Origin of the sequence: Nocardioides sp. LMS-CY, from assembly GCF_018732145.1 — a bacterium.
Lineage (GTDB): Bacteria > Actinomycetota > Actinomycetes > Propionibacteriales > Nocardioidaceae > Nocardioides > Nocardioides soli.
This window is the reverse complement of sequence record NZ_CP076104.1, coordinates 3,065,001-3,089,949: the sequence shown is the minus strand read 5'-3', so window position 1 is coordinate 3,089,949 and position 24,949 is coordinate 3,065,001. Positions and strand designations below refer to the sequence as shown.

At 72.4% G+C, this 24,949-nt stretch carries 21 protein-coding genes (1 of these 21 running past the window's edge); 17 read left to right on the top strand and 4 right to left on the bottom strand.

What is annotated here, in order from left to right; translation table 11 throughout:
- Positions 1-12: 12 nt before the first annotated feature.
- Positions 13-1,473 (bottom strand): NAD(P)-binding domain-containing protein, encoded by a 1,461-nt coding sequence (locus KM427_RS14785; protein WP_215524355.1) that lies wholly within the window; start codon positions 1,471-1,473, stop codon positions 13-15.
- Between the two features lie 137 nt (positions 1,474-1,610).
- Between KM427_RS14785 and KM427_RS14780 the strand changes: the two genes are divergently transcribed.
- From KM427_RS14780 to KM427_RS14740, 9 genes are all read left to right on the top strand, one after another.
- Positions 1,611-2,543, top strand: a complete 933-nt coding sequence (locus tag KM427_RS14780) for a helix-turn-helix domain-containing GNAT family N-acetyltransferase (RefSeq protein ID WP_252274533.1) — start codon at positions 1,611-1,613, stop codon at positions 2,541-2,543.
- 169 nt (positions 2,544-2,712) lie between these two features.
- Positions 2,713-3,693 carry a DMT family transporter gene (locus KM427_RS14775; protein ID WP_183594316.1) on the top strand — a complete coding sequence of 327 codons (981 nt, stop codon included), beginning with the start codon at positions 2,713-2,715 and terminating at the stop codon, positions 3,691-3,693.
- Between the two features lie 79 nt (positions 3,694-3,772).
- Positions 3,773-4,504, top strand: coding sequence for an arsenate reductase/protein-tyrosine-phosphatase family protein (locus KM427_RS14770; protein ID WP_183594317.1), 732 nt, complete (start codon positions 3,773-3,775; stop codon positions 4,502-4,504).
- The gene (locus KM427_RS14765; RefSeq protein ID WP_215524354.1) at positions 4,501-5,274 is read left to right on the top strand and encodes an aquaporin; all 774 of its coding nucleotides are present in this window, start codon (positions 4,501-4,503) and stop codon (positions 5,272-5,274) included. Before KM427_RS14770 ends, KM427_RS14765 begins: the two co-directional genes overlap by 4 nt.
- Complete coding sequence (locus tag KM427_RS14760) at positions 5,271-5,750, top strand: arsenate-mycothiol transferase ArsC (protein WP_215524353.1); 480 nt, start codon at positions 5,271-5,273, stop codon at positions 5,748-5,750. Before KM427_RS14765 ends, KM427_RS14760 begins: the two co-directional genes overlap by 4 nt.
- 96 nt (positions 5,751-5,846) lie before the next feature.
- On the top strand, positions 5,847-6,953 hold the full coding sequence (gene pheS / locus KM427_RS14755; RefSeq protein WP_215524352.1) for a phenylalanine--tRNA ligase subunit alpha: 1,107 nt from the start codon (positions 5,847-5,849) through the stop codon (positions 6,951-6,953).
- On the top strand, positions 6,953-9,448 hold the full coding sequence (gene pheT, locus KM427_RS14750; protein ID WP_215524351.1) for a phenylalanine--tRNA ligase subunit beta: 2,496 nt from the start codon (positions 6,953-6,955) through the stop codon (positions 9,446-9,448). Before pheS ends, pheT begins: the two co-directional genes overlap by 1 nt.
- Positions 9,449-9,543: 95 nt before the next feature.
- Entirely contained in the window at positions 9,544-10,125 is a 582-nt protein-coding gene (locus KM427_RS14745) for a dihydrofolate reductase family protein (RefSeq protein ID WP_215524350.1), read from the top strand.
- Between the two features lie 52 nt (positions 10,126-10,177).
- Positions 10,178-13,135: an ATP-binding protein gene (locus tag KM427_RS14740; RefSeq protein ID WP_215524349.1), complete on the top strand. Its 2,958-nt coding sequence runs from the start codon at positions 10,178-10,180 to the stop codon at positions 13,133-13,135.
- Between the two features lie 643 nt (positions 13,136-13,778).
- On the opposite strand, the gene KM427_RS14735 is transcribed toward KM427_RS14740, so the two are convergent.
- The 3 genes from KM427_RS14735 to KM427_RS14725 all read right to left on the bottom strand — a co-directional run bounded on the left by KM427_RS14735 (position 13,779) and on the right by KM427_RS14725 (position 16,668).
- Entirely contained in the window at positions 13,779-14,609 is an 831-nt protein-coding gene (locus KM427_RS14735; protein WP_215524348.1) for an ABC transporter permease, read from the bottom strand.
- The gene (locus KM427_RS14730) at positions 14,606-15,607 is read right to left on the bottom strand and encodes an ATP-binding cassette domain-containing protein (RefSeq protein WP_215524347.1); all 1,002 of its coding nucleotides are present in this window, start codon (positions 15,605-15,607) and stop codon (positions 14,606-14,608) included. The genes KM427_RS14735 and KM427_RS14730 overlap by 4 nt, the downstream gene beginning before the upstream one ends.
- 266 nt (positions 15,608-15,873) lie before the next feature.
- Complete coding sequence (locus KM427_RS14725) at positions 15,874-16,668, bottom strand: maleylpyruvate isomerase family mycothiol-dependent enzyme (RefSeq protein WP_183594326.1); 795 nt, start codon at positions 16,666-16,668, stop codon at positions 15,874-15,876.
- A 77-nt stretch (positions 16,669-16,745) separates the two neighbouring features.
- Here KM427_RS14725 and argC point away from each other — a divergent pair, with 77 nt between their 5' ends.
- The 8 genes in view from argC to argH are tightly spaced (at most 56 nt apart) and all read left to right on the top strand, a layout consistent with a single transcriptional unit that may run on beyond the window.
- Positions 16,746-17,774 carry an N-acetyl-gamma-glutamyl-phosphate reductase gene (argC, locus tag KM427_RS14720; RefSeq protein ID WP_353846964.1) on the top strand — a complete coding sequence of 343 codons (1,029 nt, stop codon included), beginning with the start codon at positions 16,746-16,748 and terminating at the stop codon, positions 17,772-17,774.
- Positions 17,771-18,922: a bifunctional glutamate N-acetyltransferase/amino-acid acetyltransferase ArgJ gene (argJ, locus tag KM427_RS14715; protein ID WP_215524345.1), complete on the top strand. Its 1,152-nt coding sequence runs from the start codon at positions 17,771-17,773 to the stop codon at positions 18,920-18,922. Before argC ends, argJ begins: the two co-directional genes overlap by 4 nt.
- On the top strand, positions 18,919-19,875 hold the full coding sequence (argB, locus tag KM427_RS14710) for an acetylglutamate kinase (RefSeq protein ID WP_183594329.1): 957 nt from the start codon (positions 18,919-18,921) through the stop codon (positions 19,873-19,875). The genes argJ and argB overlap by 4 nt, the downstream gene beginning before the upstream one ends.
- A 56-nt stretch (positions 19,876-19,931) precedes the next feature.
- Complete coding sequence (locus KM427_RS14705; RefSeq protein ID WP_252275409.1) at positions 19,932-21,080, top strand: acetylornithine transaminase; 1,149 nt, start codon at positions 19,932-19,934, stop codon at positions 21,078-21,080.
- Complete coding sequence (gene argF, locus KM427_RS14700) at positions 21,077-22,012, top strand: ornithine carbamoyltransferase (protein ID WP_183594330.1); 936 nt, start codon at positions 21,077-21,079, stop codon at positions 22,010-22,012. Before KM427_RS14705 ends, argF begins: the two co-directional genes overlap by 4 nt.
- Positions 22,009-22,548: an arginine repressor gene (locus KM427_RS14695; RefSeq protein WP_215524343.1), complete on the top strand. Its 540-nt coding sequence runs from the start codon at positions 22,009-22,011 to the stop codon at positions 22,546-22,548. Before argF ends, KM427_RS14695 begins: the two co-directional genes overlap by 4 nt.
- Positions 22,545-23,978, top strand: a complete 1,434-nt coding sequence (gene argG, locus KM427_RS14690; RefSeq protein WP_215524342.1) for an argininosuccinate synthase — start codon at positions 22,545-22,547, stop codon at positions 23,976-23,978. The genes KM427_RS14695 and argG overlap by 4 nt, the downstream gene beginning before the upstream one ends.
- Positions 23,978-24,949 carry the 5' portion of an argininosuccinate lyase gene (gene argH / locus KM427_RS14685; protein WP_215524341.1) on the top strand. It continues 477 nt past the right edge of the window, so only the first 972 of its 1,449 coding nucleotides appear in the window; it begins with the start codon at positions 23,978-23,980; its stop codon lies off the right edge, out of view. The genes argG and argH overlap by 1 nt, the downstream gene beginning before the upstream one ends.

Below are 24,949 nucleotides of genomic sequence, written 5' to 3'. Positions count from 1 at the left end.
CGAGTCGGCAGGCTAGCCGCAGCCTCCGGCGGGTTCGGCCGACCGGGCCGGTGCCGGGCCACCGATGGTGATCAGGTCCGGCTCCGCGGCGGTCTGGCCGCAGCAGCCGCCGCTCTCGGCGGTGGACTCGCCGTCGAAGAGTCCGGAGCCGCCGCAGACGCCGGTCTCGGGCAGGACGAGCTCGACCCGGGCCGCGGCCTCGTGGTCGCCCGCGATCTCGGCGACGATGCTGCGGACCTGCTCGAACCCGGTCATGGCCAGGAACGACGGTGCGCGGCCGTAGGACTTCATGCCGGCCAGGTAGAGGCCGGTCTCGGGCTGGCGGAGCCGGTCGGCACCGTGCGGGCTGACCGAGCCGCAGGAGTGCCAGGCCGGGTGGATCTCGCCGGCCAGCTGCGCGGGAGCGTCGAGCTCCGCGTCGAGGTCGAGCTGGACCTGTCGCAGCCAGGTGTGGTCCGGGGCGAAGCCGGTGACCACGATGATCTCGTCGACGCCGCCGACGACCTTCCCGCCGCCGCTCACCGTGTCCGGGAAGGAGGCCAGGCGCAGCTGGCCGGACGTGCCGTCGGGGTCGGGGCTGACGTCGCTGGTGCGGAAGGAGGTGACCACGGAGACCGGGCCGGTGGCGACGGCATCCTTGGCGCGTACGCCGAGTGCGCCGCGCTCGGCGAGCTGGTCGTTGTCGCCGCCGCCGAAGGCGTCGTCGGTGCCAGGGCGCCGCACCAGCCAGGTCACCCGGGTGCCGGGGTGCTGCTTCGCGAGCCCGCCGAGGCCGACCAGGACGTTCTGTGCGGATGCGCCGGCGCCGGCGACCGCGACGTGCTTGCCGGCGTAGCGGGCCGCGACCTCGAGGTCGGCGAAGTCGGGGATGCCGTAGTCGATGCGGTCGGCGTGCGCGACCTCGCCCGCGGCGGGGTAGCCGTCGCCACCGAGCGGGTTCGGGCCGGTCCAGGTGCCCGAGGCGTCGATGACCGCCGCCGCGGCGAGGCGGGTCCGGCTGCCGTCGGCGTGCTCGACGTGGACGGTGAACGGCAGCCGTTCCCGGTCGGCAGCGACCAGGCGGTCGCGGCCGAACCGGGCCACCCCGATCACGCGGCTCCCGAACCGGAGGTCGACCTCGTCGGTCGCGTTCACAGCGGCCGCGAGCGGGGCGAGGTAGCGCTCGACCCAGTCTCCGCCGGTCGGATAGCCCTGCGGGTCAGGGGCCACCCATCCCGTCGGCGCGAGGAGCTTCGCCGCGGCCGGATCGACGAGCTCGCTCCAGGCGGAGAAGAGCCGGACGTGGGCCCACTCGAGGATCGAGGCGCCGGCGGAGTCGCCGGCCTCGAGGACCACGGTCGGCAGGCCTCGCGACTGGGCGTGCGCGGCGGCCGCGAGCCCGATCGGGCCGGCGCCGACGATCACCAGCGGAAGCTCCGCGGTCGGCGTCGGCACGGACGGGGGAGTAGCGGTGGTCGGACCGGTCGTGCTCATCGGTGTCTCCTCGTCGGATGCTGCAGCAGCGGCCAATCCATCGACAGCGATCGATGAAAGGGCTGGCGAGACTGTATCGACCGGCATCGATGTACGCAACCATCGATCTTCTTCGATGAAGTCGCTAGGCTGCTGGCATGACCGCGAGGACGACCGAGCTTCCGAGCGCCGCCACCCATGCGGTCGAGGCGTCCTGCCCGGATCCCGCTTGCGGTCCGGGCGTGTCCGCCGGGCCGATGGTCCTCGACCCGGGAGCCGCCGAGACGTACGCCGAGTGGTTCGCGACGCTCGCGGATGCCACCCGCGTGCGGCTGCTCCACGCGGTCTCGACCTCCCCGACCGGCAAGTTGCGCGTCGGCGACCTGGCAGCCGAGCTCGGCATCAGCCAGTCCACCGCCTCCCATCACGTGCGCAAGCTCGCCGAGGTCGGGTTCGTCGCGGTCGACAAGGTCGGCACCTCCTCCGTGGTGTCCGTGAACCCGGCCTGCTGCACCGGGTTGCCGCACGCCGCCGACGTGGTCATGGGCACGCTCGCCGCCGCACCGTGCTGCCCGGCGGACCTGCCGGCCGACGTGTCGACCCGCGCCATGACCGACGCCGATCTCGCGATCGTGCGCGAGATCTACGCCGAGGGCATCGCTACCCGCAACGCCACCTTCGAGACCGAGGTCCCCAGCCCGAACGACCTCGCCGCCCCGTGGCTGCCGGGACACCGGTGGGTCGCCGAACGCGGTGGTGCGGTGGTCGGGTGGACGGCCGTGAGCCCGGTCTCGGCGCGCGAGTGCTACGCCGGCGTGGGTGAGACCAGCGTCTACGTCACCGAGCGTGAACGCGGCACCGGAGTCGGGAAGGCGCTGCTGTTCCGCCAGGTCACCGAGGCCGACGTCGGCGGGCTGTGGACCCTGCAGACCTCGGTCTTCCCCGAGAACCGGTCCTCCATCGCGCTCCACCACTCCGCTGGCTACCAGACGTTGGCGGTCCGCTCCCGGATCGGGCAGCTCGACGGGGTCTGGCGTGACACCGTCCTCCTCGAGCGCCGCCGCGCGGAGGACCAGGCGGGGGACCAGTAGGAGCACGACATGACGGGGCAGGTGCGTTCACGCCGACCGGTGCAGCCGTGCCGGGTGCCTGCCTACGACTGCTGCGACGGCGAGGACGTCGCGAACTGACCGCCCTGGCGCCCTCGGAGGCGCCGGCACTCAGTCGCGCCCGTCTCACTCTCACATCGGAGTCGCCGCCATGCCCGAACCCTCCTCGTCCCGCCCTGCTCCCGTCCCGCCGGCAGGCTCCGTCTCCGGCCGGGAAGCCGGGCCTCGTCGCCATGCGCGCGCCGCGATCGTCGCGCTGGTCGCGGCCGCCGCTTGCTGGGGTCTCGGCACGGTCGTGTCGAAGCAGGTCGTCGACGACGTCACGCCGCTGACCCTGCTGCCCGTCCAGCTGGCGGCCAGCTGCGCCCTGCTCGCCGGCGCCGCCGTCCTCCGGCGGGCACCCTTCGCGTGGACGGCACCGATGCGACGCCTGGCTCTGCTCGGCGTCCTCAATCCCGGTGCCGCGTACGCGCTCGGCCTGATCGGCCTGACGAGCATCACGGCGAGCATGTACGTGCTCCTGTGGGCGCTCGAACCGGTACTCATCCTGCTGCTGGCCGCGCTCGTGCTGCGCGAACGTATTCCACCTGGCCTCGCTGTGCTGGTTGCGGTCGCCGTGCTCGGCGTGCTGGTGGTCGTCTACCGTCCCGGCGCCGCGGGCGACCCGGTCGGAATCGCGCTGACCGTCGCCTCGGTCGGCTTCTGCGCCGCGTACGCGGTGCTCACCCGACGTCTTCTCCTCGACGACTCGGCGCTCGCCGTGGTGCTGGTCCAACAGGCTGCCGCCCTCGGGTTCGCCGCCGTCCTGGCCACCGTGGTCACCCTCGCCGGTGGTACGGGCTGGAGCCTGGCCGGCCCGGACGTCGTGACCTGGCTGGTCGCTGCGGCGTCCGGGGTCGTGTACTACGGCCTCGGCTTCTGGTTCTTCATCACGGCCCTGCGCCTGGTGCCCGCCTCGTATGCGGGAGCGTTCCTGCCGCTCATCCCCGTCTTCGGACTCGCGGCCGGGTACCTGGCCGGTGAGCGGCTCGCGCTTACGCAGTGGGTCGGAGCCGCGGGCATCGTCGCCGCGACGGTCGCTATCGCGCTCCGCGGCCGCGCAGCCGACCCCGTGGAGGCGAGTCGCGGCTGAGTCGGCGCGGCTCGGACTTGCCGTCCGGACTCTACTCAGCAAGTATTGAGTCAATATCAGTTGACAGATAGGTGCAATCATGGACCTGGAGGCCCGGGCGGGCGTGCTCGCCGCACTGGCCGATCCCGCGCGACTGCGCATCGTCGACCTGCTCGACGCCGGCGACGCCTCGCCGGGCGAGCTGCGCGACCGGCTCGGGATGCCGTCGAACCTGATGGCGCACCACCTCGGCGTCCTCGAGGCTCGCGGCGTCGTCAGCCGACATCGCTCGCACGCCGACCGGCGCCGCACCTACCTGCGCCTGCACCCGGAGGCGCTCGCCGGTCTCCTGCCGGGCATCGGCGGGCCCGCCGTCCGGACCGTCACGCGGGTGGTGTTCGTGTGCACCGCGAACTCCGCCCGCTCCCAGCTCGCGAGCGCTCTGTGGCGGCGGGCCAGTGCCATCCCATCCACCTCCGCCGGCACCCACCCGGGAGACGCCATCGCGTCCGGTGCGATCGCGGTCGCCCGACGACGGGGCCTGAGGCTGGTCCAGGACCGACCGCAGGCCCTGGACGACCTGCTGCGCGCCGGTGACCTCGTCGTCACGGTGTGCGACGGTGCCCACGAGCAGCTCGCCTCGGCGAGCACCGACGGCCTGGCCGGGGTCGTCCACTGGTCCGTCCCCGACCCCGCGCAGGCCGGCACCGCCGCCGCGTTCGACGACGCGTACGTCGACATCGCCGAGCGCGTGTCGCGGCTCGCACTCCGGCTCGCCGACGACCACCCGCCGGCCGACGGCCTCGGCGTCCGTGCGGGAGGCGGCGCGTGAGCGCACCGTCGGCACCACTGCCGAGGCGGCTCCTCGCCGAGCTCCTCGGCAGCGCCCTCCTGGTCACCGTCGTCGTCGGCTCCGGCATCGCCGCCGAGCGACTCTCGCCCGACGACGTCGGCCTGCAGCTGCTGCAGAACTCGACCGCGACGTTCCTGGGTCTGTCCGTGCTGATCCTGCTGTTCGGGCCGGTCTCCGGTGCGCACTTCAACCCGGTGGTCTCCGCCGCCGACTGGCTCCTCGGCCGGCGGATGGGCACGGGCCTGACGGGCGTCGAGGTCGGTGCCTACACGGTCGCCCAGGTCGCCGGCGCTGTCGTCGGCGCTCTCCTGGCCAACCTCATGTACGACGTCGACCTGATCGAGCTGTCCACGAAGGACCGCACCGGTGACGGCCTCTTCGCTGCCGAGGTCGTCGCCACCGCCGGCCTGGTCGCGCTCATCTTCGCGCTCGCGCGCAGCGGCCGCGGCGTGCTCGCCGCGCCGGCGGTCGGCGCCTACATCGGCGCGGCGTACTGGTTCACCTCGTCGACGTCGTTCGCCAACCCGGCCGTCACGGTCGGTCGGATGTTCTCGAACACCTTCGCGGGCATCGACCCGGCCTCGGTGCCGGCGTTCATCGGGGCGCAGCTGGTGGGGGCGGCCGTCGGGGTGGTCGCCGTCCGCTGCCTCTACCCGGACGTCGCAACCGCGGCCGACGACGTCGTCGTGCCGCACGCCACGGCCCACCGCACCGCCTCTGCCCACGACAGCCACAGGAGCCCTCGATGACCCAGCCCGCCGCGAGCGACGACAGTGCCAGGGGTGGTCTCGGGCGGGTCCCGACGGTGGTCTTCGCCTGCCGCGCCAACGGCGGACGATCCGTCGCGGCGCGCCTGTTGACCGAGCACTACGCGCGAGGTCGCGTCACGGCCCTCTCGGCAGGTACCGAGCCCGGCGAGCACATCCACCCCGAGGTCGCCCAGGTGCTCGAGACCCTGGGGCTGGACACCTCGCAGGAGCAGCCGACGCTGCTGACCGCGGAGACGATCGCCGCCAGCGACCTGACGATCACGATGGGCTGCGGAGAGAGCTGCCCGTTCGTTCCGGGAGCCACCTACCGGGACTGGCCGCTGGACGACCCCCGGGGCCAGGACGACGCCACCGTGCGACGCATCGTCGGCGACATCGACGCCCGCGTGCGCGACCTCGTCACCGAGCTGGTCCCCGACCTGGAGCTCCCGCCCGCGCTCGTCGGGCCGCGCTGATCGATGGCGTGACCCGGCGCTCCCGGGATGGCGCCGTCACGTCACGATCGTGAACCGGTTCGCGCGGGTCCGGCCCGTCTTCCTAGACTCGTCCCTGTGTCCGGACCCAACACCGACTACGACCCCGTGGAGGTCACTCCGTTGAAGGCCGAGGAGGTCGAGGCCGCGCGCGACGCTGCGCTCGCCGCGATCACAGCCGCCGCCGACCTCGCCGAGCTGAAGCAGGTCCGGATCGACCACACGGGCGACCGCTCGCCGCTCGCCCTGGCCAACCGCGAGATCGGTGCCCTGCCGCCGCAGGCCCGCAAGGAGTCCGGGCAGCGCATCGGCCAGGCCCGCGGCGCGGTCGCCCAGGCGCTGGGGGAGCGGCAGACCGTGCTCGAGGCCGAGCACGAGGAGCGGATGCTGGTCGAGGAGACCGTCGACGTCACGCTCCCGACCGACCGGGTCCCGGCCGGTGCCCGGCACCCGCTGACCACCGGTGCCGAGCTGATCGCCGACATCTTCGTCGCGATGGGCTGGGAGGTCGCCGAGGGCCCGGTGATCGAGGCGGAGTGGCTGAACTTCGACGCGCTCAACCTCGGGCCCGACCACCCGGCCCGCACCATGCAGGACACCTTCTGGACCGACCCCGGTACGGACCACCTGGTGCTGCGCACCCACACCTCCCCGGTGCAGGCGCGCACCATGCTGTCCCGCACGCCGCCGATCTACGTCGTCTGCCCGGGCCGCGTCTTCCGCACCGACGAGTACGACGCGACGCACAGCCCGGTCTTCCACCAGGTCGAGGGCCTGGCCATCGACGAGGGCATCACGATGGCCCACCTGAAGGGCACGCTCGACCACTTCGCCACCCAGATGTTCGGCGACGGCATCACCACGCGGTTCCGCCCGTCGTACTTCCCCTTCACCGAGCCCAGCGCCGAGGTCGACCTGGTCTGCTTCGTGTGCCGCGGTGTCGGCGAGCACGACGGCGCGCCGTGCCGCACGTGCCGCGGCGAGGGCTGGATCGAGTGGGGCGGCTGCGGCGTCGTCAACCCGCGGGTGCTGGCCGCCTGCGGTGTCGACGCGGAGCGCTACACCGGCTTCGCGTTCGGCATGGGCATCGACCGGACGCTGATGTTCCGGCACGGCATCGAGGACCTGCGGGAGCTCTTCGAGGGTGACGTCCGCTTCACGACCGCTTTCGGAACGGAACTCTGATGAAGGCCCCTGTCTCCTGGATCCGCGAGTACGTCGACCTGCCGGACGGCGTCACCACCGACGAGCTCGCCGCGCGGCTGACCGCGCTCGGGCTCAAGCTCGAGGCCATCGAGCGGCCCGGCGACCAGATCACCGGCCCGCTCGTCGTCGGCAAGGTGCTCACGATGGAGCCCGAGCCGCAGAAGAACGGCAAGACCATCAACTGGTGCACCGTCGACGTGGGCGCCGCCAACGGCACCGGCGAGCCCCAGGGCATCGTCTGCGGTGCGCACAACTTCAAGCCCGGCGACCTCGTCGTCACGGTGCTGCCCGGCGGCGTGCTGCCCGGCAACTTCGAGATCTCCGCGCGCAAGACCTACGGCCACGTGTCGGCGGGCATGATCTGCTCGGCCCGCGAGCTCGGACTGGGCGAGGACCACGACGGCATCATCGTGCTGTCCGAGGGCGCCGGTGCGCCCGGCGACAGCGCCTTCCCGCTGCTCGGGCTCGACGACGAGGTCATCGAGTTCGAGATCAACCCCGACCGCGCCTACGCGCTCTCGCTGCGCGGCGTCGCCCGCGAGGCGGCGCTGGCCTACGGCGCGCCGTACCGCGACCCGGCCGAGCGTCGCTTGCCGGAGCCGAACGCCGGCGGCTACCCGGTCGAGATCGACGACCCGGCCGGCTGCCCGGTCTTCGTCGCGCGGCTGGTCACCGGCTTCGACCCGGCCGCGCCCTCGCCGGACTGGATGGTCCGCCGGATCACCCAGGCCGGGATGCGCCCGATCTCGCTAGCCGTCGACGTCACCAACTACGTGATGCTTGAGATCGGCCGGCCGATCCACGGCTACGACGCCGACCGGCTCCAGGGCCCGATCCGGGTCCGGCGGGCCCGCGAGGGCGAGCGGATGACCACGCTCGACGGCGCCGAGCGCACCCTCTCGGTCGAGGACCTCGTCGTCACCGACGACTCGGGGATCATCGGGCTCGGCGGCGTCATGGGCGGCGAGACCACCGAGATGTCCGACACGACCACGAACATCCTCGTCGAGGCCGCCCACTGGGACGCCACGTCGATGTTCCGCACCGGCAGGCGGCACAAGATCACCTCCGAGGCCGGCAAGCGCAACGAGCGGGGTGTCGACCCGGTCGTCACCCAGGCCGCCGCCGACCGGGTGGTCGAGCTGCTCACGACGTACGGCGGGGGCACGGCCGACCCGGGCGTCACCGTCGTCGGCCTCCCGCCCGAGCAGCCGACGATCACGATCTCCTACGACCTGCCCGCGCGGGTGACCGGCATGCCGATCGACGCGGCCACGACGGTGGCCAACCTCGAGGCGGTCGGCTGCGTGCTGGAGAAGGGCGACACCACGCTGGCGGCGACGACGCCGCCGTGGCGTCCCGACCTGACCGACCCGTTCGACCTGGTCGAGGAGGTCGCGCGGATCGTCGGTTACGACCAGGTGCCCTCGGTACTCCCGCGTGAGGCCACCGGCCGCGGCCTGACCCGTGAGCAGCGGCTGCGGCGCCGGGTCGGTCGCACGCTGGCGGGCGCCGGCTGCGTCGAGGTGATCAGCTTCCCGTTCGTCGGCGACGCCACCTTCGACGCGCTCGGGTTGCCGGCCGACGACGAGCTGCGGCACACCGTGCGCCTGGCCAACCCGCTCTCGAGCGAGGAGCCGGCGTACACGACCACCCTGCTGCCCGGACTGCTCAAGGCCGCCGCCCGCAACGTCGGCCGCGGCGCCCCGGGCGTGGCGCTCTTCGAGACCGGCACCGTGGCGTTCCCGGCCGACCGCGGCCCGGCGCCGATCTACGGCGTCGACTGGCGGCCGAGCGACGACGAGCTCGCCAAGCTCTTCGAGGCGATCCCCGACCAGCCGCTCCACCTCGCCGTCGTCCTCGCGGGCGAGCGCGAGCGCGGCGGCTGGTGGGGCGAGGGCCGCGACGCCGGCTGGGCCGACGCGGTCGGCCTGGTGCGCCGGCTGGCCGCCGAGCTCGGCGTGGAGACCGACGTGGCCGCCGCGCAGCGGATGCCGTGGCACCCGGGTCGCTGCGCCCAGGTGCGCCTGGCCGGCCCCGGGGACGGTCTGGCCATCGGGTACGCCGGCGAGCTGCACCCCAAGGTGTGCCAGGCGTTCGGCCTCCCGCCGCGCAGCGCCGCACTCGAGATCGACCTCGACGCCCTGATGCGACACGCACGCGACGTCACGCCGGGCCCCGACTTCTCGGCGTACCCGGTCGCGAAGGAGGACGTCGCGCTGGTCGTCGACACCGAGGTCACCTCGGCGGACGTCGAGTCCGCGCTCCGTGAGGGCGCCGGCGACCTGCTGGAGGCGGTGCGGCTCTTCGACGTCTACACCGGTGAGCAGCTCGGCGCAGGCAAGAAGTCGCTCGCGTTCGCGCTGCGGTTCCGGGCCGCCGACCGCACGCTGACCGAGGAGGAGACGGCAGCCGCACGCGACGCGGCGGTCGCCCTCGCCGCCCAGCGGACCGGTGCGGTGCAGCGAGCCTGATCCGCGGAGGTGATTCCGGCGCGACTGTCGTTTTCCGGTGATCCCGTTCGTGGACAGGGTGAGTACCCCTCCCGACCACGAAAGTGAGCACCGACATGCGCACCCTCATCTCCTCCGCCTTCGTCTCGCTCGACGGGGTCGTCGACTCGCCCGGCGGCGGCACCCCCTCCGAGAGCCACCGCAGCGGCGGCTGGACCTTCAAGGACATCGACTTCCTCCCCGAGGTCTACGAGCTCAAGGGCCGCGAGATGGAGGAGGCCGCGGCGATGTTGTTCGGGCGGGTCAGCTACGAGGCGTTCGCGCCCGTCTGGCCGGGCATGACCGAGTTCGCCGTGGTCAAGGACATCCCGAAGTACGTCGTCTCGTCGACGATGGCCGACGACGATCTCGTCGACGGCTGGGGCCCGACGACCATCCTCCGGTCGACCGACGACGTCCGCGCACTCAAGGACTCCGACGGGGGCCCGATCCTGATGGCCGGCAGCGCCGAGCTGAACCGGTCGCTTTCGGACGCCGGCCTGATCGATCGCTACCACCTGCTCGTCTTCCCGGTGCTGCTCGGCGCCGGCAAGCGGCTGTTCAGCGACAGCGACCGCGAGAGGCAGCGGCTGCGGCTGGTCGAGCACGAGGTCTACGCCAACGGGGTCCAGAAGAACGTCTTCGACGTCGTGCGGTAGCCGAGCCCGGCGGTCGCGCCTCGGTCATGGTGGCGCTGGCATAATCGCGGACGTGATCCGGCTCCGCGTGCTCGACGACGTCACCTGGGACGGTGCGCCGGTCCCGGGCGAACGGACCCACGCCCTCCTGCGCGGCCTCGTCGACGCCGGGAGCCGCGGTCTCAGCGACGCCGCGCTCGTCGATGAGGTGTGGATGGACGAGCCGCCGGCCAACCCCGCCAAGGCGCTGCAGGTCGTGGTCTCGCGTGCTCGCGCCGCCACGGCCGTCGACGCGATCGAGCGGACCGCGCGGGGTTACCGGCTCACCCTCGCCGTCGAGGAGGTCGACGCCTGGGCGGCGCGACCGGAGGGTCTGAGGCTCGCCGCCGCGGGGGAGTACGCCGCCGCGCTGCCGCTCCTCGAGCGTGCCCAGCCCGACGACGAGGTGGTCGCGGCGCTGCTGCGCTCGGTCGCGAGCGTGCACGGCGTCCCGGCGGCGCTGGACCGCTACGAGGCCTACCGCACGGAGCTCGCGGACCGGCTCGGCGTCGACCCCGCCCCCGAGCTCCGGGCCCTGCACGTCGAGCTGCTCGCACGCGACCGTCCGGTCCGCGCGGGCCTGCTCTACGAGGCGTCCCGGCTGATCGGTCGCGAGGACGACGCCGCCGCACTCGAGGCGATGATCCGCTCCTCGCGGGTCACCTCGATCGTCGGCCCGGGCGGCCTCGGGAAGACCCGGCTGGCACACCTGATGGGCCGGCTGGCCGAGCAGCCCGTGGTGCACTTCGTCGAGCTCGCCGGCGTCACCTCGCCCGAGGGCGTGGCGGTCGAGGTCGGCGACGTGCTCGGCGTCCGTGAGTCGGTCGCGGGCCGGCTCACGTCGGCGGCGGCGCGGCGTACCGATCTGGTGAGCCGCATCGTCGACCAGATCGGCACCGCCCCGGCGCTGCTGATCCTCGACAACTGCGAGCACCTCGTCGAGGCGGTCGCCGACCTCGTCTCCGTGCTGGTGCAGCGCACCCCGTCGCTGCGCGTGCTGACCACCAGCCGGGCGCCGCTCGGCATCGCCGCCGAGCGCGTCTACCAGCTGCCCCAGCTCGGGCTCGACGACGCCGTGGAGCTCTTCGCCGAACGGGCCACGGCCGCCCGGCCCGGCGTACGCCTTGACGACGAGGAGGTGCGCTCGCTGGTCGCCCGCCTCGACGGCCTCCCGTTGGCCGTCGAGCTGGCGGCCGCCAAGGTGCGGGTCATGTCCGTCGCCGAGATCGAGCGGCGCATCGACGACCGGTTCGCACTGCTCCGCGGCGGGTCGCGCGACGCGCCGGCCCGCCATCAGACCCTGCTGGCGGTGATCGACTGGAGCTGGAACCTCCTCCACGACGAGGAGCGGGTCGCGCTGCGCCGGCTCTCGATCTTCCGCGACGGCTTCGCGCTCGACGGGGCCGACGCGGTCGTCGACGGTGACGCGCTCACCGCGTTGGCCAATCTCGTCGACCAGTCGCTGGTCACCGTCGTCGAGGGCGCGAGCGGACTGCGCTATCGGCTGCTCGAGACGGTCCGTGAGTTCGGCCAGATGCGACTGGCGGAGTCGGGGGACGAGCCCGCGACGCGGGACCGCCTCCGCGCGTGGGCGGTCGGGTTCGCCCGCGACGTCGAGCGCCGGCTCTTCGGGCCGGAGCAGGTCGACATGATGACGGCAGCCCGCGCCGAGGAGGGCAACCTCGTCGACGTACTCCGTGCGGCGCTGCGCGACCAGGACGCTCCCGCCGTGGTCGCTGTGATGGCGTGCCTCTCCGACTTCTGGACGATCGAGGGCAGTCACCTCAAGGTGGTCAACCTCGCCGGCGACGTCGACGACGTCGTCTCCTCGGCCGAGGTCGAGGAAGAGCTGATGCCGCTGCTGCGCACGACCCTGGCCGCCATCACCTTCAACTCGATGATCTTCTCCGAGTCGCCGACCGAACGCGCTCAGGCTCGTCTCGACGAGCTCGGCCCGGGTGCGCCCGGTACCCGCGCCTCCGCCCAGATCAAGGTCCTCCAGCGGGCGCGGCTGATGGAGAACGACGGCGACGCCGATCGCTTCGAGGAGCTCGTCGAGGACCCCGACCCGCGGGTGCGCCAGCTCGCCCTCCAGTGGGCCAGCCAGTTCTACGAGAACCAGGGCGACCTCGCCCGGGCCCAGTTGGCCGCGCTGCAGTCGCTCGACATCCTCGACGACCGCGACGGTCCGTGGACTCGCGCGCTGGTGAGGTCCCAGCTCTCCGGGCTCCTCCAGCAGGGAGGTGACATCGACGGCGCGCTCGAGTACGCCGAGGGTGCCCTCCCGACCATGGAGGCGCTGGGCGCCCTCGAGGACGTGGCCCAGCTCAAGGCGGTGCTGGCCGTGGCCGCGATGGAGGACGGGCGGGTCGAGGACGCCGGCCGGATCTTCGACGAGATCGCGGCCGCCGACTCCGGGGTCGGCGTCTTCGGCGCCTCGATCATCGTCCTCTGCGGACGCCCCGAGCTCGACCTGGTAGCCGGTCGGATCGAGGACGGGCTGCGCGGCTACCGGCACGCGGTCTCGACGCTGGAGCAACGCTCCTTCCCCGCCTTCGGCGACGGGATCACCGTCGCGCCCTGGGTGCTCTTCCCGACCGCCGCAGCCGTCTCTGCCCATCTCCGCCACGGTGCCGCCGGCGAGGTTGCCGGCCTTCGTCGTGAGCTGCGCGCGCGGACTCCCCACATCCTGGAGAACCGGCATGGGTTCCTGGACTACCCGGTGGCCGGCTCGGTGCTGTTCGCCCTCGCCGAGTGGGAGCTGGTCCACGACCCGGACGACGAGACCGCCCGCCGCGCGATCCGGATGATCGCGATCGCCGACCGCTTCGGCTACAACCGCCAGCTGCCGAGCCTCTCCTGGGACTGGGCCCAGGAGCTCGCCGACACCCACCTGCCCGGCGCGCTCACCGCCGCCCGCGCCGAGCTCGACGGCCGCAATGGCCCCGAGCTCCGCCAGGAGGCTCACGGCCTCGTGACGGAGCTCGAATAGCGTGCTGGTGGTCTCGGCGGTTGAGGTGTGAGGAGCGCCAGCGACGAGCCTCGAAACCACGTCGGTGGTCACGGTGGTTGAGGAAGGTGCTCTGGCGCCTGTCTCGAAACCACGTCGGTGGTCACGGTGGTTGAGGAAGGCGCGCTAGCGCCTGTCTCGAAACCACGCCCTGCCGGACACGGTGGTTGAGGTGTGAGGAGCGCCAGCGACGAGCCTTGAAACCACGCCCGTCTCGGTGGTTGAGGAAGGCGCCCTGGCGCCTGTCTCGAAACCACGCCCTGCCGGACACGGTGGTTGAGGTGTGAGGAGCGCCAGCGACGAGCCTTGAAACCACGCCCGTCTCGGTGGTTGAGGAAGGCGCTCTGGCGCCTGTCTCGAAACCACCGCCGTCTCTCGGCTCGCCGGGTTTCGACGCGCCCGTCGCGGGCGCTCGTTCCTCGCGCCCGCGGGGCTTGCTCAACCTGGCCGGCCCCACGCCGGGCGCTCGTTCCTCGCGCCCGGCTGGCCGTCTCATCGAAACCACCGCCGCCTCTCGGCTCACCGGGTTTCGACGCGCTCGTGCGACTTCGTTCCTCAGCCGCGCCGCTTGCTCAACCTGATTGAGCGACGCCGGGCGCGAGCGAGCTCGCGCCCGGCTGCTCAATCACATCTTCCGGGAGTAGGAGCGGACCGAGAGCGGGAGGAAGATGGCGACGACGATCGCGCAGCCGAGCAGGGCCCAGCCGACGTTGGCGGTGAGCGCGCCGTCGTTCATCAGGTCGCGGACCGCACTGATCACCAGCGAGACCGGGTTGACCTTCACGAAGGCCTCGAGCCAGCCCGGCAGGGTGTCGGCGGGCACGAACGCGTTCGACAGGAAGGTCAACGGGAACATCACCATCATCGAGATGCCCTGCACGGCCTGGGCGCTGCGCGCGCGGGTGCCGAAGTAGGTGAAGATCCAGGCCAGTGACCAGCCCGCGACGATGGTCAGCAGCCAGCCGGCGATTACGCCGGGGACGCCGCCGGCCGGCCGGTAGCCCATCAGCAGACCGGTCAGGATGGTCAGGGTCGCCGCGGTGGCGTAGCGGAGCAGGTCGGCCATCGCCGGGCCGACCAGGGGAGCGATCCGGGCGATCGGCAGCGACTTGAACCGGTCGAAGACGCCCTTGTCCATGTCCTCGCGGAGCTGGATGCCGGTCGCCATGCAGGCGGTCAGCGCGGTCTGGGCGAGGATGCCGGTGATCACGATCGGCAGGTAGTCCTGGACGCTCCCGGAGATCGCGCCACCGAAGATGTAGGCGAACATCGCGGTGAACAGCAGCGGCTGCAGGGTGACGTCGAACCACTGCTCGGGGTTGCGCCGCATCTTCTTCACGGCGCGCCAGGCCATCGCCAGGCTCTGGTCGATCGTGTCGCGCAGCGACGGGCGGGTCACGATGGTGCGGTCGAGCACCTCGGTCGTCTCGTGCTCGGCGAGCAGGGTGGTGCTCATCGTGCGGCCTCCATCTCGGGCTCGGTGCGGTCGGGGGTCTCGTCCTCGGCGCCGTGGCCGGTGATCGCCATGAACACCTCGTCGAGGGTGGGCTTCTGGACGGTCGCGCTCGCGATCGACAGGCCCGACTGACGCAGCGCGATCAGCACGTCGGCGGCCTGGTTGGCGTCGGCGAGCGCCACGTTCATGCCTCCCGACTCCGGCGTGAGCACCGGCTCCTCGTCGAGCACCCGGCGTACCACGGCGGCGGCGTCGGGGGCGTCCGCCACCTCGGACATCCGCAGCTGGAGGGTCGAGCTGCCGACCGAGGTCTTCAGCTCGTCCGGGGTGCCCTCGGCGACCTTGATGCCGCGGTCGATGACCGCGATCCGGTCCGCGAGCTGGTCGGCCTCGTCGAGGTACTGCGTCGTCAGCAGCACGGTGCTGCCCTCGCGGATCAGGTCCCGGATCGTGTCCCACATCTGACCGCGGGTCCGCGGGTCGAGGCCGGTGGTCGGCTCGTCGAGGAAGATCAGCGGGGGCTGGGAGATCAGGCTCGCGGCGAGATCGAGCCGCCGACGCATACCGCCGGAGAAGGCGCTGATCTGCTTGTCCCGCGCCTCGGTCAGCCCGAAGCGCTCGAGCAGGTCGGCGGCCGTCGACTTCGCGCGGGCCGAGGACAGGCCCTGCAGCCGACCGAAGAGCCAGAGGTTCTCGTAGCCGGTGAGGTTCTCGTCGACCGAGGCGTACTGCCCGGTCACGCCGACGAGCTGGCGGATCATGTGCGGGTGTCGACCCACGTCGACGCCGAAGATGCTGGCTCGGCCGCCGTCCATCGGCAGCAGGGTGGCGAGCATCTTGAGGGTGGTGGTCTTGCCCGCGCCGTTGGGCCCGAGCACGCCGAAGACCTCGCCGCGGCGTACCTCGAGGTCGATCCCGTCGACCGCGCGGAAGTCGCCGAAGGTCTTGACCAGCCCGGAGGCCGCGACGGCCAGGTCGGTGTCAGGAACTCGTGTCATGCCGAGAACTCTCGCCCCGGCCGGTTTCAGCCCGCCTTCACTCCGGTTTCACCGGTTTCAGGGCAGACGTGGGGAGCGCGCCCGAACACCGTGGTGGAGGAGGGAGGGCCTCGTCCGACGGTGGTTGAGGAGGGCGTTCTGCGCCCGCCTCGGAACCACCCTGCCGACCCGAACCCACGCTCGTCGAGCGCACCGGGACGACGGACCTCACGCCTGGACGACGAAACTCCCCGCCCGGAGGCACGACCGCCCCGCCGCCGCACCGCTCAGTCGATCGCCTGGTTCACGCACGCCCGGAACTGCTCCTGCACGGCCTCGTCCCCGCTGAGCGTGATCTCGGTGTCGTCACCGCGGCGCCACAGCCAGGCGTCGAGGGCACTGGCGGGCCCGCTCACCACGACGTCGGGGTCGACACCCGGGTCGGCGACCGCCGAGATGTCGTCGAGATCGTGCTCCTCGCCCGACTCCGGGTCCGTCCCCGTGAACCGCCCGGTCTCGACCCACACCACGTCGCCGGTGTCGGTGACGTCGACCCGCACGAACCGGCCGTACGGCGTGAAGCTGCCCCACGGGGGAGTGCCCCCGAACATCACGTCCAGCGCCTCGTCGACGCCGTCGGCGGCGAGAGCGGGGTCGAGCGGCGTGACCGCGCCCGCGGTCTGCTCGGCGTCGAGCCGGTGGATCAGCGCCTCGTGTGCCTGCCGGCGGAACGTGAACCCGACCGTCTGCTCGTCCGACCACGACCAGGCCGGCTCCGCGGGGTCGGCGGCGCCGAGCGCGGCGACCAGCCGCGCGGCCTGGGCCTCGTGGAAGGCCAGGAGCTCGTCGTACGCCGCGGGCTCCGTGGGCTCGTCGAGCTCGTCCGGCCCCACGGGGCGCTGGGTGATGATCGTGGCCCAGAAGTGCAACACGCGGGCGTGGTGCCCGAGCAGGTCCGTCGCCGTCCAGTCCGGGCAGCCCGGCACCCGTGCCTCGGGATCGCACGTCGCCAGCACCGACCTGAGCCGTGCCGCCTCGGCGTCGATGTGTCGCAGGTAGTCGTCGAAGGAGAGTCGCGCCATACTCGGAACCTAGGACCGACCACCGACACACCGCACCCGAGTTACATGACCATGCAGAACTGTGTATAGTCATGCATATGCCGATCAGAATCGCCGTCGCCGGAGCCAGCGGGTACGCCGGGGGTGAGTTGCTGAGGCTGCTCCTGGGGCACCCCGAGATCGAGATCGGCGCGCTCACCGGCGCCTCCAACGCGGGGCAGCCGCTCGGCGTCCTGCAGCCGCACCTGGTGCCCCTCGCCGAGCGGGTGCTCGTCGAGACCAGCCTCGAGACCCTGCGCGGCCACGACGTGGTCTTCCTGGCCCTCCCGCACGGCCAGTCCGGCGAGCTCGCCGCCCAGCTGGGCGACGCCACGGTGGTCATCGACTGCGGCGCCGACTTCCGGCTCGCCGATCCCGCCGCATGGGAGAGGTTCTACGGCGGCAGCCACGCCGGCACCTGGCCCTACGGCCTGCCCGAGCTGCCCGGCCAGCGCGACGCCCTCCGGGGCGCGAACCGGGTCGCCGTACCGGGCTGCTACCCGACGATCGCCACGCTCACGCTCGCGCCGGCCGTCGCCGCCGGCGTCGTCGAGCCCGACGTCACCGTCGTCGCCGCCTCCGGCACCTCCGGTGCCGGCAAGGCCGCCAAGCCGCACCTGCTCGGCAGCGAGGTGATGGGCAACGCCAGCGCGTACGGCGTGGGCGGCGTGCACCGGCACACCCCCGAGATCACCCAGAGCCTGTCGCGGCTCACCGAGGATGCCGTCCGGGTGAGCTTCACCCCGCTCCTGGTGCCGATGCCGCGCGGCATCCTCGCCACCTGCTCCGCGCGGCTCACCGCCGACCTGAGCGCCGACGAGGCCTACGACATCTACGCCAAGGCGTACGCCGACGAGCCCTTCGTCCACCTGCTCCCGCAGGGGCAGTGGCCGCAGACCAAGTCGGTCACCGGCTCCAACTCCGTCCACCTCCAGGTGACGGTCGACGAGGACGCACGACGAATGGTCGCCGTCGGTGCCGTGGACAACCTGTCCAAGGGCACCGCCGGCGCTGCCGTCCAGTGCATGAACCTCGCGCTCGGTCTCGACGAAGGACTGGGCCTCTCGACCGTAGGAGTAGCTCCGTGAGCATCACCAACCCTCAGGGCTTCCGGGCCGCCGGCGTCGCCGCCGGGCTGAAGTCCACCGGCGCGAAGGACATCGCGCTCGTCGTCAACGACGGCCCGCAGTTCGACTCGGCCAGCGTCTTCACCGCCAACCGCTGCAAGGCCAACCCGGTCCTGTGGAGCCAGGAGGCCGTCAAGGACGGCATCGTCAAGGCGGTCTTCCTCAACTCCGGCGGCGCCAACTGCTACACCGGCGCCGACGGCTTCCAGACCACCCACGCGGTCGCCGAGACCGTCGGTGCCGCACTCGGCATCGGCGCGATCGACGTCGTCGTGTGCTCGACCGGGCTGATCGGCCTCACCAACGACCGCGCTCAGCTGCTCGCCGGTGCGCAGGCGGCGTACGACGCGCTGGCCGCCGACGGGGGAGCCGAGGCCGCCCAGGCGATCATGACCACCGACTCGGTCAGCAAGCAGGTCGTCGTCGAGGGCGCCGGCTGGTCGATCGGCGGCATGGCCAAGGGTGCCGGCATGCTCGCCCCCCAGCTGGCCACGATGCTCGTCGTGCTGACCACCGACGCCGTCGTACCCGCCGCCGACCTCGACACCGCGCTGCGCGCTGCGACCCGGGTCAGCTTCGACCGGCTCGACTCCGACGGCTGCATGTCGACCAACGACACGGTGACGCTGCTGGCGAGCGGTGCCAGCGGCATCACCCCGAGCCCCGCCGACTTCACCGCCGCGCTGACCCAGGCCTGCACCGACCTCGCGATGCAGCTGCTCGCCGACGCCGAAGGCGCCGACCACGAGATCGCGATCACCGTGCTCAACGCGGCCACCGAGGACGACGCGGTCGAGGTCGGCCGCAGCGTCGCCCGGTCCAACCTCTTCAAGGCCGCGGTCTTCGGCAAGGACCCCAACTGGGGCCGGGTCCTGGCCAGCATCGGCACCACCAGCGCTCAGTTCGACCCCGCCGACCTCGACGTCGCCATGAACGGCGTCTGGGTCTGCAAGCAGTCGACCCCGCACGCCGACCCGGCGACCGTCGACCTCGACCCGCGCGAGGTCAGCGTCACGATCGACCTGAAGGCCGGGCCCGAGCGCGCGACCGTCTGGACCAACGACCTGACCCACGCCTACGTCCACGAGAACAGCGCCTACTCCTCATGAGCGACCAGAGCGACAGCCCCGTGATCGAGCACGTCCACCACGACCCCAGCAAGCCCGACCCGGCGAAGGCCCGCACCCTGGCGGCCGCGCTGCCCTGGCTGAAGCGCTATCACGGCAAGATCGTCGTGGTGAAGTACGGCGGCAACGCCATGACCGACGAGACCCTCAAGCGCGCCTTCGCCGAGGACATCGCCTTCCTCCGGTTCGCCGGCTTCAAGCCGGTCGTCGTCCACGGCGGCGGCCCGCAGATCTCCACGATGCTCGACAAGCTGGGCATCGAGTCGGAGTTCCGCGGCGGACTGCGGGTCACCACCCCCGAGGCCATGGACGTCGTCCGGATGGTCCTCGTCGGCCAGGTCCAGCGCGAGCTGGTCGGCCTTATCAACGAGCACGGCCCGCTCGCCGTGGGCTGCTCCGGCGAGGACGCCGGCCTGTTCACCGCCGAGCCGACCAACACGGTCGTCGACGGCGAGGAGGTCGACCTCGGCCTCGTCGGCGAGGTGGCGCACGTTCGGCCCGAGTCGGTCCTCGACCTGATCGAGGCCGGCCGGATCCCGGTCGTCTCGAGCGTCGCGCCCGACGTGAACGGCGTGGTCCACAACGTGAACGCCGACTCCGCGGCCGCCTCGCTCGCCGTCGCGCTCGGGGCGGAGAAGCTGCTCGTCCTCACCGACGTCGAGGGGCTCTACCTCGACTGGCCCGACTCCGACGACGTCATCGGCGAGATCAGCCCGGAGGCGCTCGCGGAGATCCTGCCGACGCTCGCCGCCGGCATGATCCCCAAGATGGGCGCCTGCCTCCAGGCGGTGCAGGACGGCGTTCCGCGCGCCACCGTCGTCGACGGCCGCGAGCCGCACGCCGTGCTGCTCGAGCTGTTCACCAACGAGGGCGTCGGCACCCAGGTGCTGCCCGGCGTCGAGACCAAGACCCGGAAGGCGAGGGACGCCGAGTGAACACCACCACCACCACCACCACGGGCGGCTACCAGGAGCGGTACGCCGCGAGCCTGATGAACACCTTCGGCGCACCCAAGCTGCTGCTGACCAGGGGCGCGGGCGCACACGTCTGGGACGCCGACGGCAAGGAGTACGTCGACTTCCTCGGCGGCATCGCCGTCAACGCCCTCGGCCACGCCCACCCGGCGCTGATCGAGGCGGTGACCACCCAGCTGCAGGCCCTCGGGCACGTCTCGAACTTCTTCACCACCGCGCCCCAGGTCGAGCTCGCCGAGAAGCTGCTCGACCTCCTCGGCGTCGGTGTCGGCGGCGGCCGGGTGTTCTTCACCAACTCCGGCACCGAAGCCAACGAAGCGGCGTTCAAGCTGACCCGGCGCACCGGCCGCACCCACGTCGTGGTCGCGGAGGGAGCGTTCCACGGCCGCACGATGGGCGCGCTGGCGCTGACGTCGAAGGAGGCCTATCGAGCGCCGTTCGAGCCGCTGCCCGGTGATGTCACCTTCGTCCCGTTCGGCGACACCGACGCGCTCGCCGCCGCGGTCACCGACCGGACCGCGGCGATCCTGCTGGAGCCGATCCAGGGCGAGGCCGGCGTCAACATCGCGCCCGAGGGCTACCTCGCGGCCGCGCGCAGCATCGCCGACGACCACGGCGCGCTGCTGTGGCTCGACGAGGTCCAGTCCGGCATGGGGCGCACCGGCGCGTGGTTCGCCCACGCCGGGATCACTCCGGACGTCATCACGCTCGCCAAGGGGCTCGGCGGCGGCTTCCCGATCGGCGCCTGCATCGGCATCGGCGCCGCGGGCGAGCTGCTCCAGCCGGGCAACCACGGCACGACGTTCGGCGGCAACCCCGTCGCCTGCGCGGCCGCCCTCGCCGTGATCGCCACGATCGAGGACGAGGACCTCCTCGAGCACGTCACCGTGCTGGGCCACAAGCTCCGCGACGGCCTCGCCGCCGACCCGCGGGTCACCGAGGTCCGGGGCGCGGGCCTGTTCATCGGCCTCGACCTCGCCGCGGACGTGTCCGCGGCCGTGGTCGCGGCCGCCCAGGAGGCCGGCTTCATCCTCAACAACCCGACGCCGGGGCGGATCCGGATCGTGCCGCCCCTGGTGATCACCGCGGACGACGTGAACGCGCTCCTGACCGCGTGGCCGGGCATTCTCGACACCGCGTTCGCGGGCGAGGGGGAGCAGCCGTGAGCCACGCCGTGCGTCACTTCCTGGCCGACGACGACCTGACGCCCGCGGAGCAGGCCCGGGTGCTCGCCCTCGCGGCGGAGCTCAAGCACGCGCCGTACGACGCCAAGCCCCTGGCCGGTCCGAAGACCGTCGCGATGATCTTCGACAAGCAGACGCTGCGCACCCAGGCGTCCTTCGCGGCCGGCATCGCCGAGCTCGGCGGGTTCCCGATGCTCGTCGACGGAGCCCTGGCCGGGATCGGCGTGCGCGAGTCGGTCCACGACGTCGCCCGCGTGCTCGGCCGGCAGGCGTCGGTCATCGTGTGGCGCACCTACGAGCAGCGGCGCCTCGAGGAGATGGCGGAGCATGCGGGAGTGCCCGTCGTCAACGCGCTCACCGACGAGTACCACCCGTGCCAGCTGCTCGCCGACCTGCTCACCATCCAGGAGCACAAGCAGCAGCTCGCCGGCCTGACCGTCGCCTTCGTCGGTGACGGCGCCTGCAACATGGGCAACTCCTGGCTGCTGGCCGGTGCCACCGCGGGGATGCACGTCCGCATCAGCTCGCCCGAGGGCTACGCGCCGGAGGCCGCGATGTTCGAGCGGGCCGCGGCGATCGGCGCCACCACCGGCGGCTCCGCGGTTCTCCAACCCGACCCGGTCGCTGCCGTCACCGGGGCTGATGTCGTCGTGACCGACACCTGGATCTCGATGGGCAAGGAGGACGAGGCCGCGGCCCGGGCCGAGGTGTTCGCGCCGTACTCGCTCACCACCGGGCTCTTCGAGCAGGCCAAGCCCGACGCGATCGCCATGCACTGCCTCCCCGCCTACCGCGGCAAGGAGATCGACGCCGAGGTGCTCGACGGCCCGCAGAGCGTGGTCTGGGACGAGGCGGAGAACCGCCGGCACGCGCAGAAGGCGATCCTCGCCTTCCTGACCGGGGACCCGGGATGAGCACTGCGCTCCGTCCGACGACCAAGAGCGCCCGCCACCAGCGCATCGTCGAGATCGTCACCCAGCACGAGGTGCGCTCGCAGGGCGAGCTCGCCGACCTGCTGGCCGAGAACGGCCTCCGGGTCACCCAGGCCACCCTCTCGCGCGACCTCGTGGAGCTCGACGCCGTCAAGGTACGCACCGCCGACGGCGCACTGGTCTACGCCGTGCCCGCCGAGGGCGGCGACCGACGACCCGCGGCGCCGGGGGAGACCGTCGCGTCGGCGTCCCGGCTGGCCCGGCTCTGCGGCGAGCTGCTCGTCAGCGCCGAGGCCAGCGCCAACCTGGTCGTGCTGCGCACCCCTCCCGGCGCCGCCCAGTTCCTCGCTTCGGCCTTCGACAAGGCAGAGTTTCCCGAGGTGCTCGGCACGATCGCCGGCGACGACACCGTCCTGGTGATCGGGCGCGAGCCGACGGGCGGCGACGACCTGGCCCGCCGGTTCCTCGCCCTCGCCGACGCCCACTCCCACGCAGAACAGAAAGTAGACAACCCGTGAGCAAGGTCCTGACGTCCCTCCCCGCCGGCCAGCGTGTCGGCATCGCGTTCTCCGGAGGGCTGGACACCTCGGTGGCCGTGGCCTGGATGCGCTCCAAGGGCGCGATCCCCTGCACCTACACCGCCGACATCGGTCAGTACGACGAGCCCGACATCAGCGGCGTGCCCGGGCGCGCGCTCCAGTACGGCGCCGAGATCGCCCGCGCCGTCGACTGCCGCCCCCAGCTGGTCGAGGAGGGTCTGGCCGCGATCGCCTGCGGCGCCTTCCACATCCGCTCGGCGGGCCGCGCGTACTTCAACACCACGCCGCTCGGCCGCGCGGTCACCGGCACGATGCTGGTCCGCGCCATGCACGAGGACGGCGTCGACATCTGGGGCGACGGCTCGACGTTCAAGGGCAACGACATCGAGCGGTTCTACCGCTACGGCCTGCTCGCCAACCCCGACCTGCGCATCTACAAGCCCTGGCTGGACGCCGACTTCGTCGCCGAGCTCGGCGGCCGCGCCGAGATGAGCCAGTGGCTCACCGAGCACGACCTGCCCTACCGCGACTCCAAGGAGAAGGCGTACTCCACCGACGCCAACATCTGGGGCGCCACCCACGAGGCCAAGACGCTCGAGCACCTCGACGTCTCGCTCGAGGTCGTCGAGCCGATCATGGGCGTGAAGTTCTGGGACCCGTCCGTCGAGATCGCGCCCGAGGACGTCACCATCGGCTTCGCGGAGGGCCGGCCGGTCTCGGTCAACGGCAAGCGGTACGACGACCCGGTCGCGCTCGTCCACGAGGCCAACGCGATCGGCGGCCGGCACGGCCTGGGCATGTCCGACCAGATCGAGAACCGCATCATCGAGGCCAAGTCGCGCGGCATCTACGAGGCGCCCGGCATGGCGCTGCTCTGGATCGCCTACGAGCGGCTGCTCAACGCCATCCACAACGAGGACACGATCGCCAACTACCACCTCGAGGGCCGCCGCCTCGGACGGCTGCTCTACGAGGGCCGTTGGCTCGACCCCCAGGCGCTGATGCTGCGCGAGTCGATCCAGCGCTGGATCGCGTCGCTGGTGACCGGCGAGGTCACGCTGCGGCTGCGTCGCGGCGAGGACTACACGATCCTGCGCAGCGACGGCCTGACGTTCTCCTACCACCCGGACAAGCTCTCGATGGAGCGCACCGAGAACGCCGCCTTCGGCCCGCTCGACCGGATCGGCCAGCTCACCATGCGCAACCTCGACATCGCCGACTCCCGCGCCAAGCTCGAGCAGTACGCCGCGCAGCCCCTCGACCAGGGCCAGGTGCTCGTCGAGCACGGCACCCTCTTCGGCGAGCTGCCGGCGGGCGGCGCGGAGCGCATCGAGGCGAACCCGGCGGCCGAGGAGGAGCCCGACGAGGTGGCGCTCGACGCCGCCGCGATGGAGTTCGGCAGCGACTGATGGGCACCGACGACACCTCCACCGGCACCAACACCGGCAAGCTCTGGGGCGGCCGCTTCGCGGGCGGGCCCTCGCCCGAGCTCGATGCGCTGTCGCGCTCGACCCACTTCGACTGGCGGCTCACGCCGTACGACCTGGGCGGTTCGCGGGCCCACGCCAACGCGCTGCACCGCGCCGCGCTGCTCACCGACGCCGACCACGCGGAGCTGCTGCGCGGGCTCGCGGCGCTGGGGGAGCGGTATGCCGCGGGCAGCCTGGTGCCCGACCCCGTCGACGAGGACGTGCACGGCGCCCTCGAGCGGCTGCTCGTCGAGGAGGTCGGCGCCGACGTCGGCGGCCGGCTGCGCGCCGGCCGCAGCCGCAACGACCAGATCGCCACGCTGTTCAAGGTCTTCCTGCGCGACCACGCGGCCGTCGTGGCGGGTCACGTGCTCGATCTGGTCGACGCGCTGACGACCCAGGCCCGCGCTCACCTGGAGCCGGGCCGGGAGAGCGTGATGCCCGGTCGCACCCACCTCCAGCACGCCCAGCCGGTGCTGCTCGCACACCACTTGATGGCACATGCCTGGGCGCTGCTGCGCGACGTCGACCGCCTCCGCGACTGGGACGCCCGCGTGGCCGCCGACTCGCCGTACGGCTCCGGCGCGCTCGCCGGCTCCAGCCTCGGCCTCGACCCGGAGGGCGTCGCCGCCGAGCTCGGCTTCACCGGCTCCACCGCCAACTCCATCGACGGCACCGCCTCCCGCGATTTCGTCGCCGAGTTCGCCTTCGTGGCCGCCCAGATCGGCGTCGACGTGAGCCGGATCGCGGAGGAGGTCATCCTCTGGTCGACCAAGGAGTTCGGCTTCGTCACGCTGCACGACTCCTGGTCGACGGGGTCGAGCATCATGCCGCAGAAGAAGAACCCCGACATCGCCGAGCTGGCCCGCGGCAAGGCGGGGCGCCTGATCGGCAACCTGTCGGGACTCCTC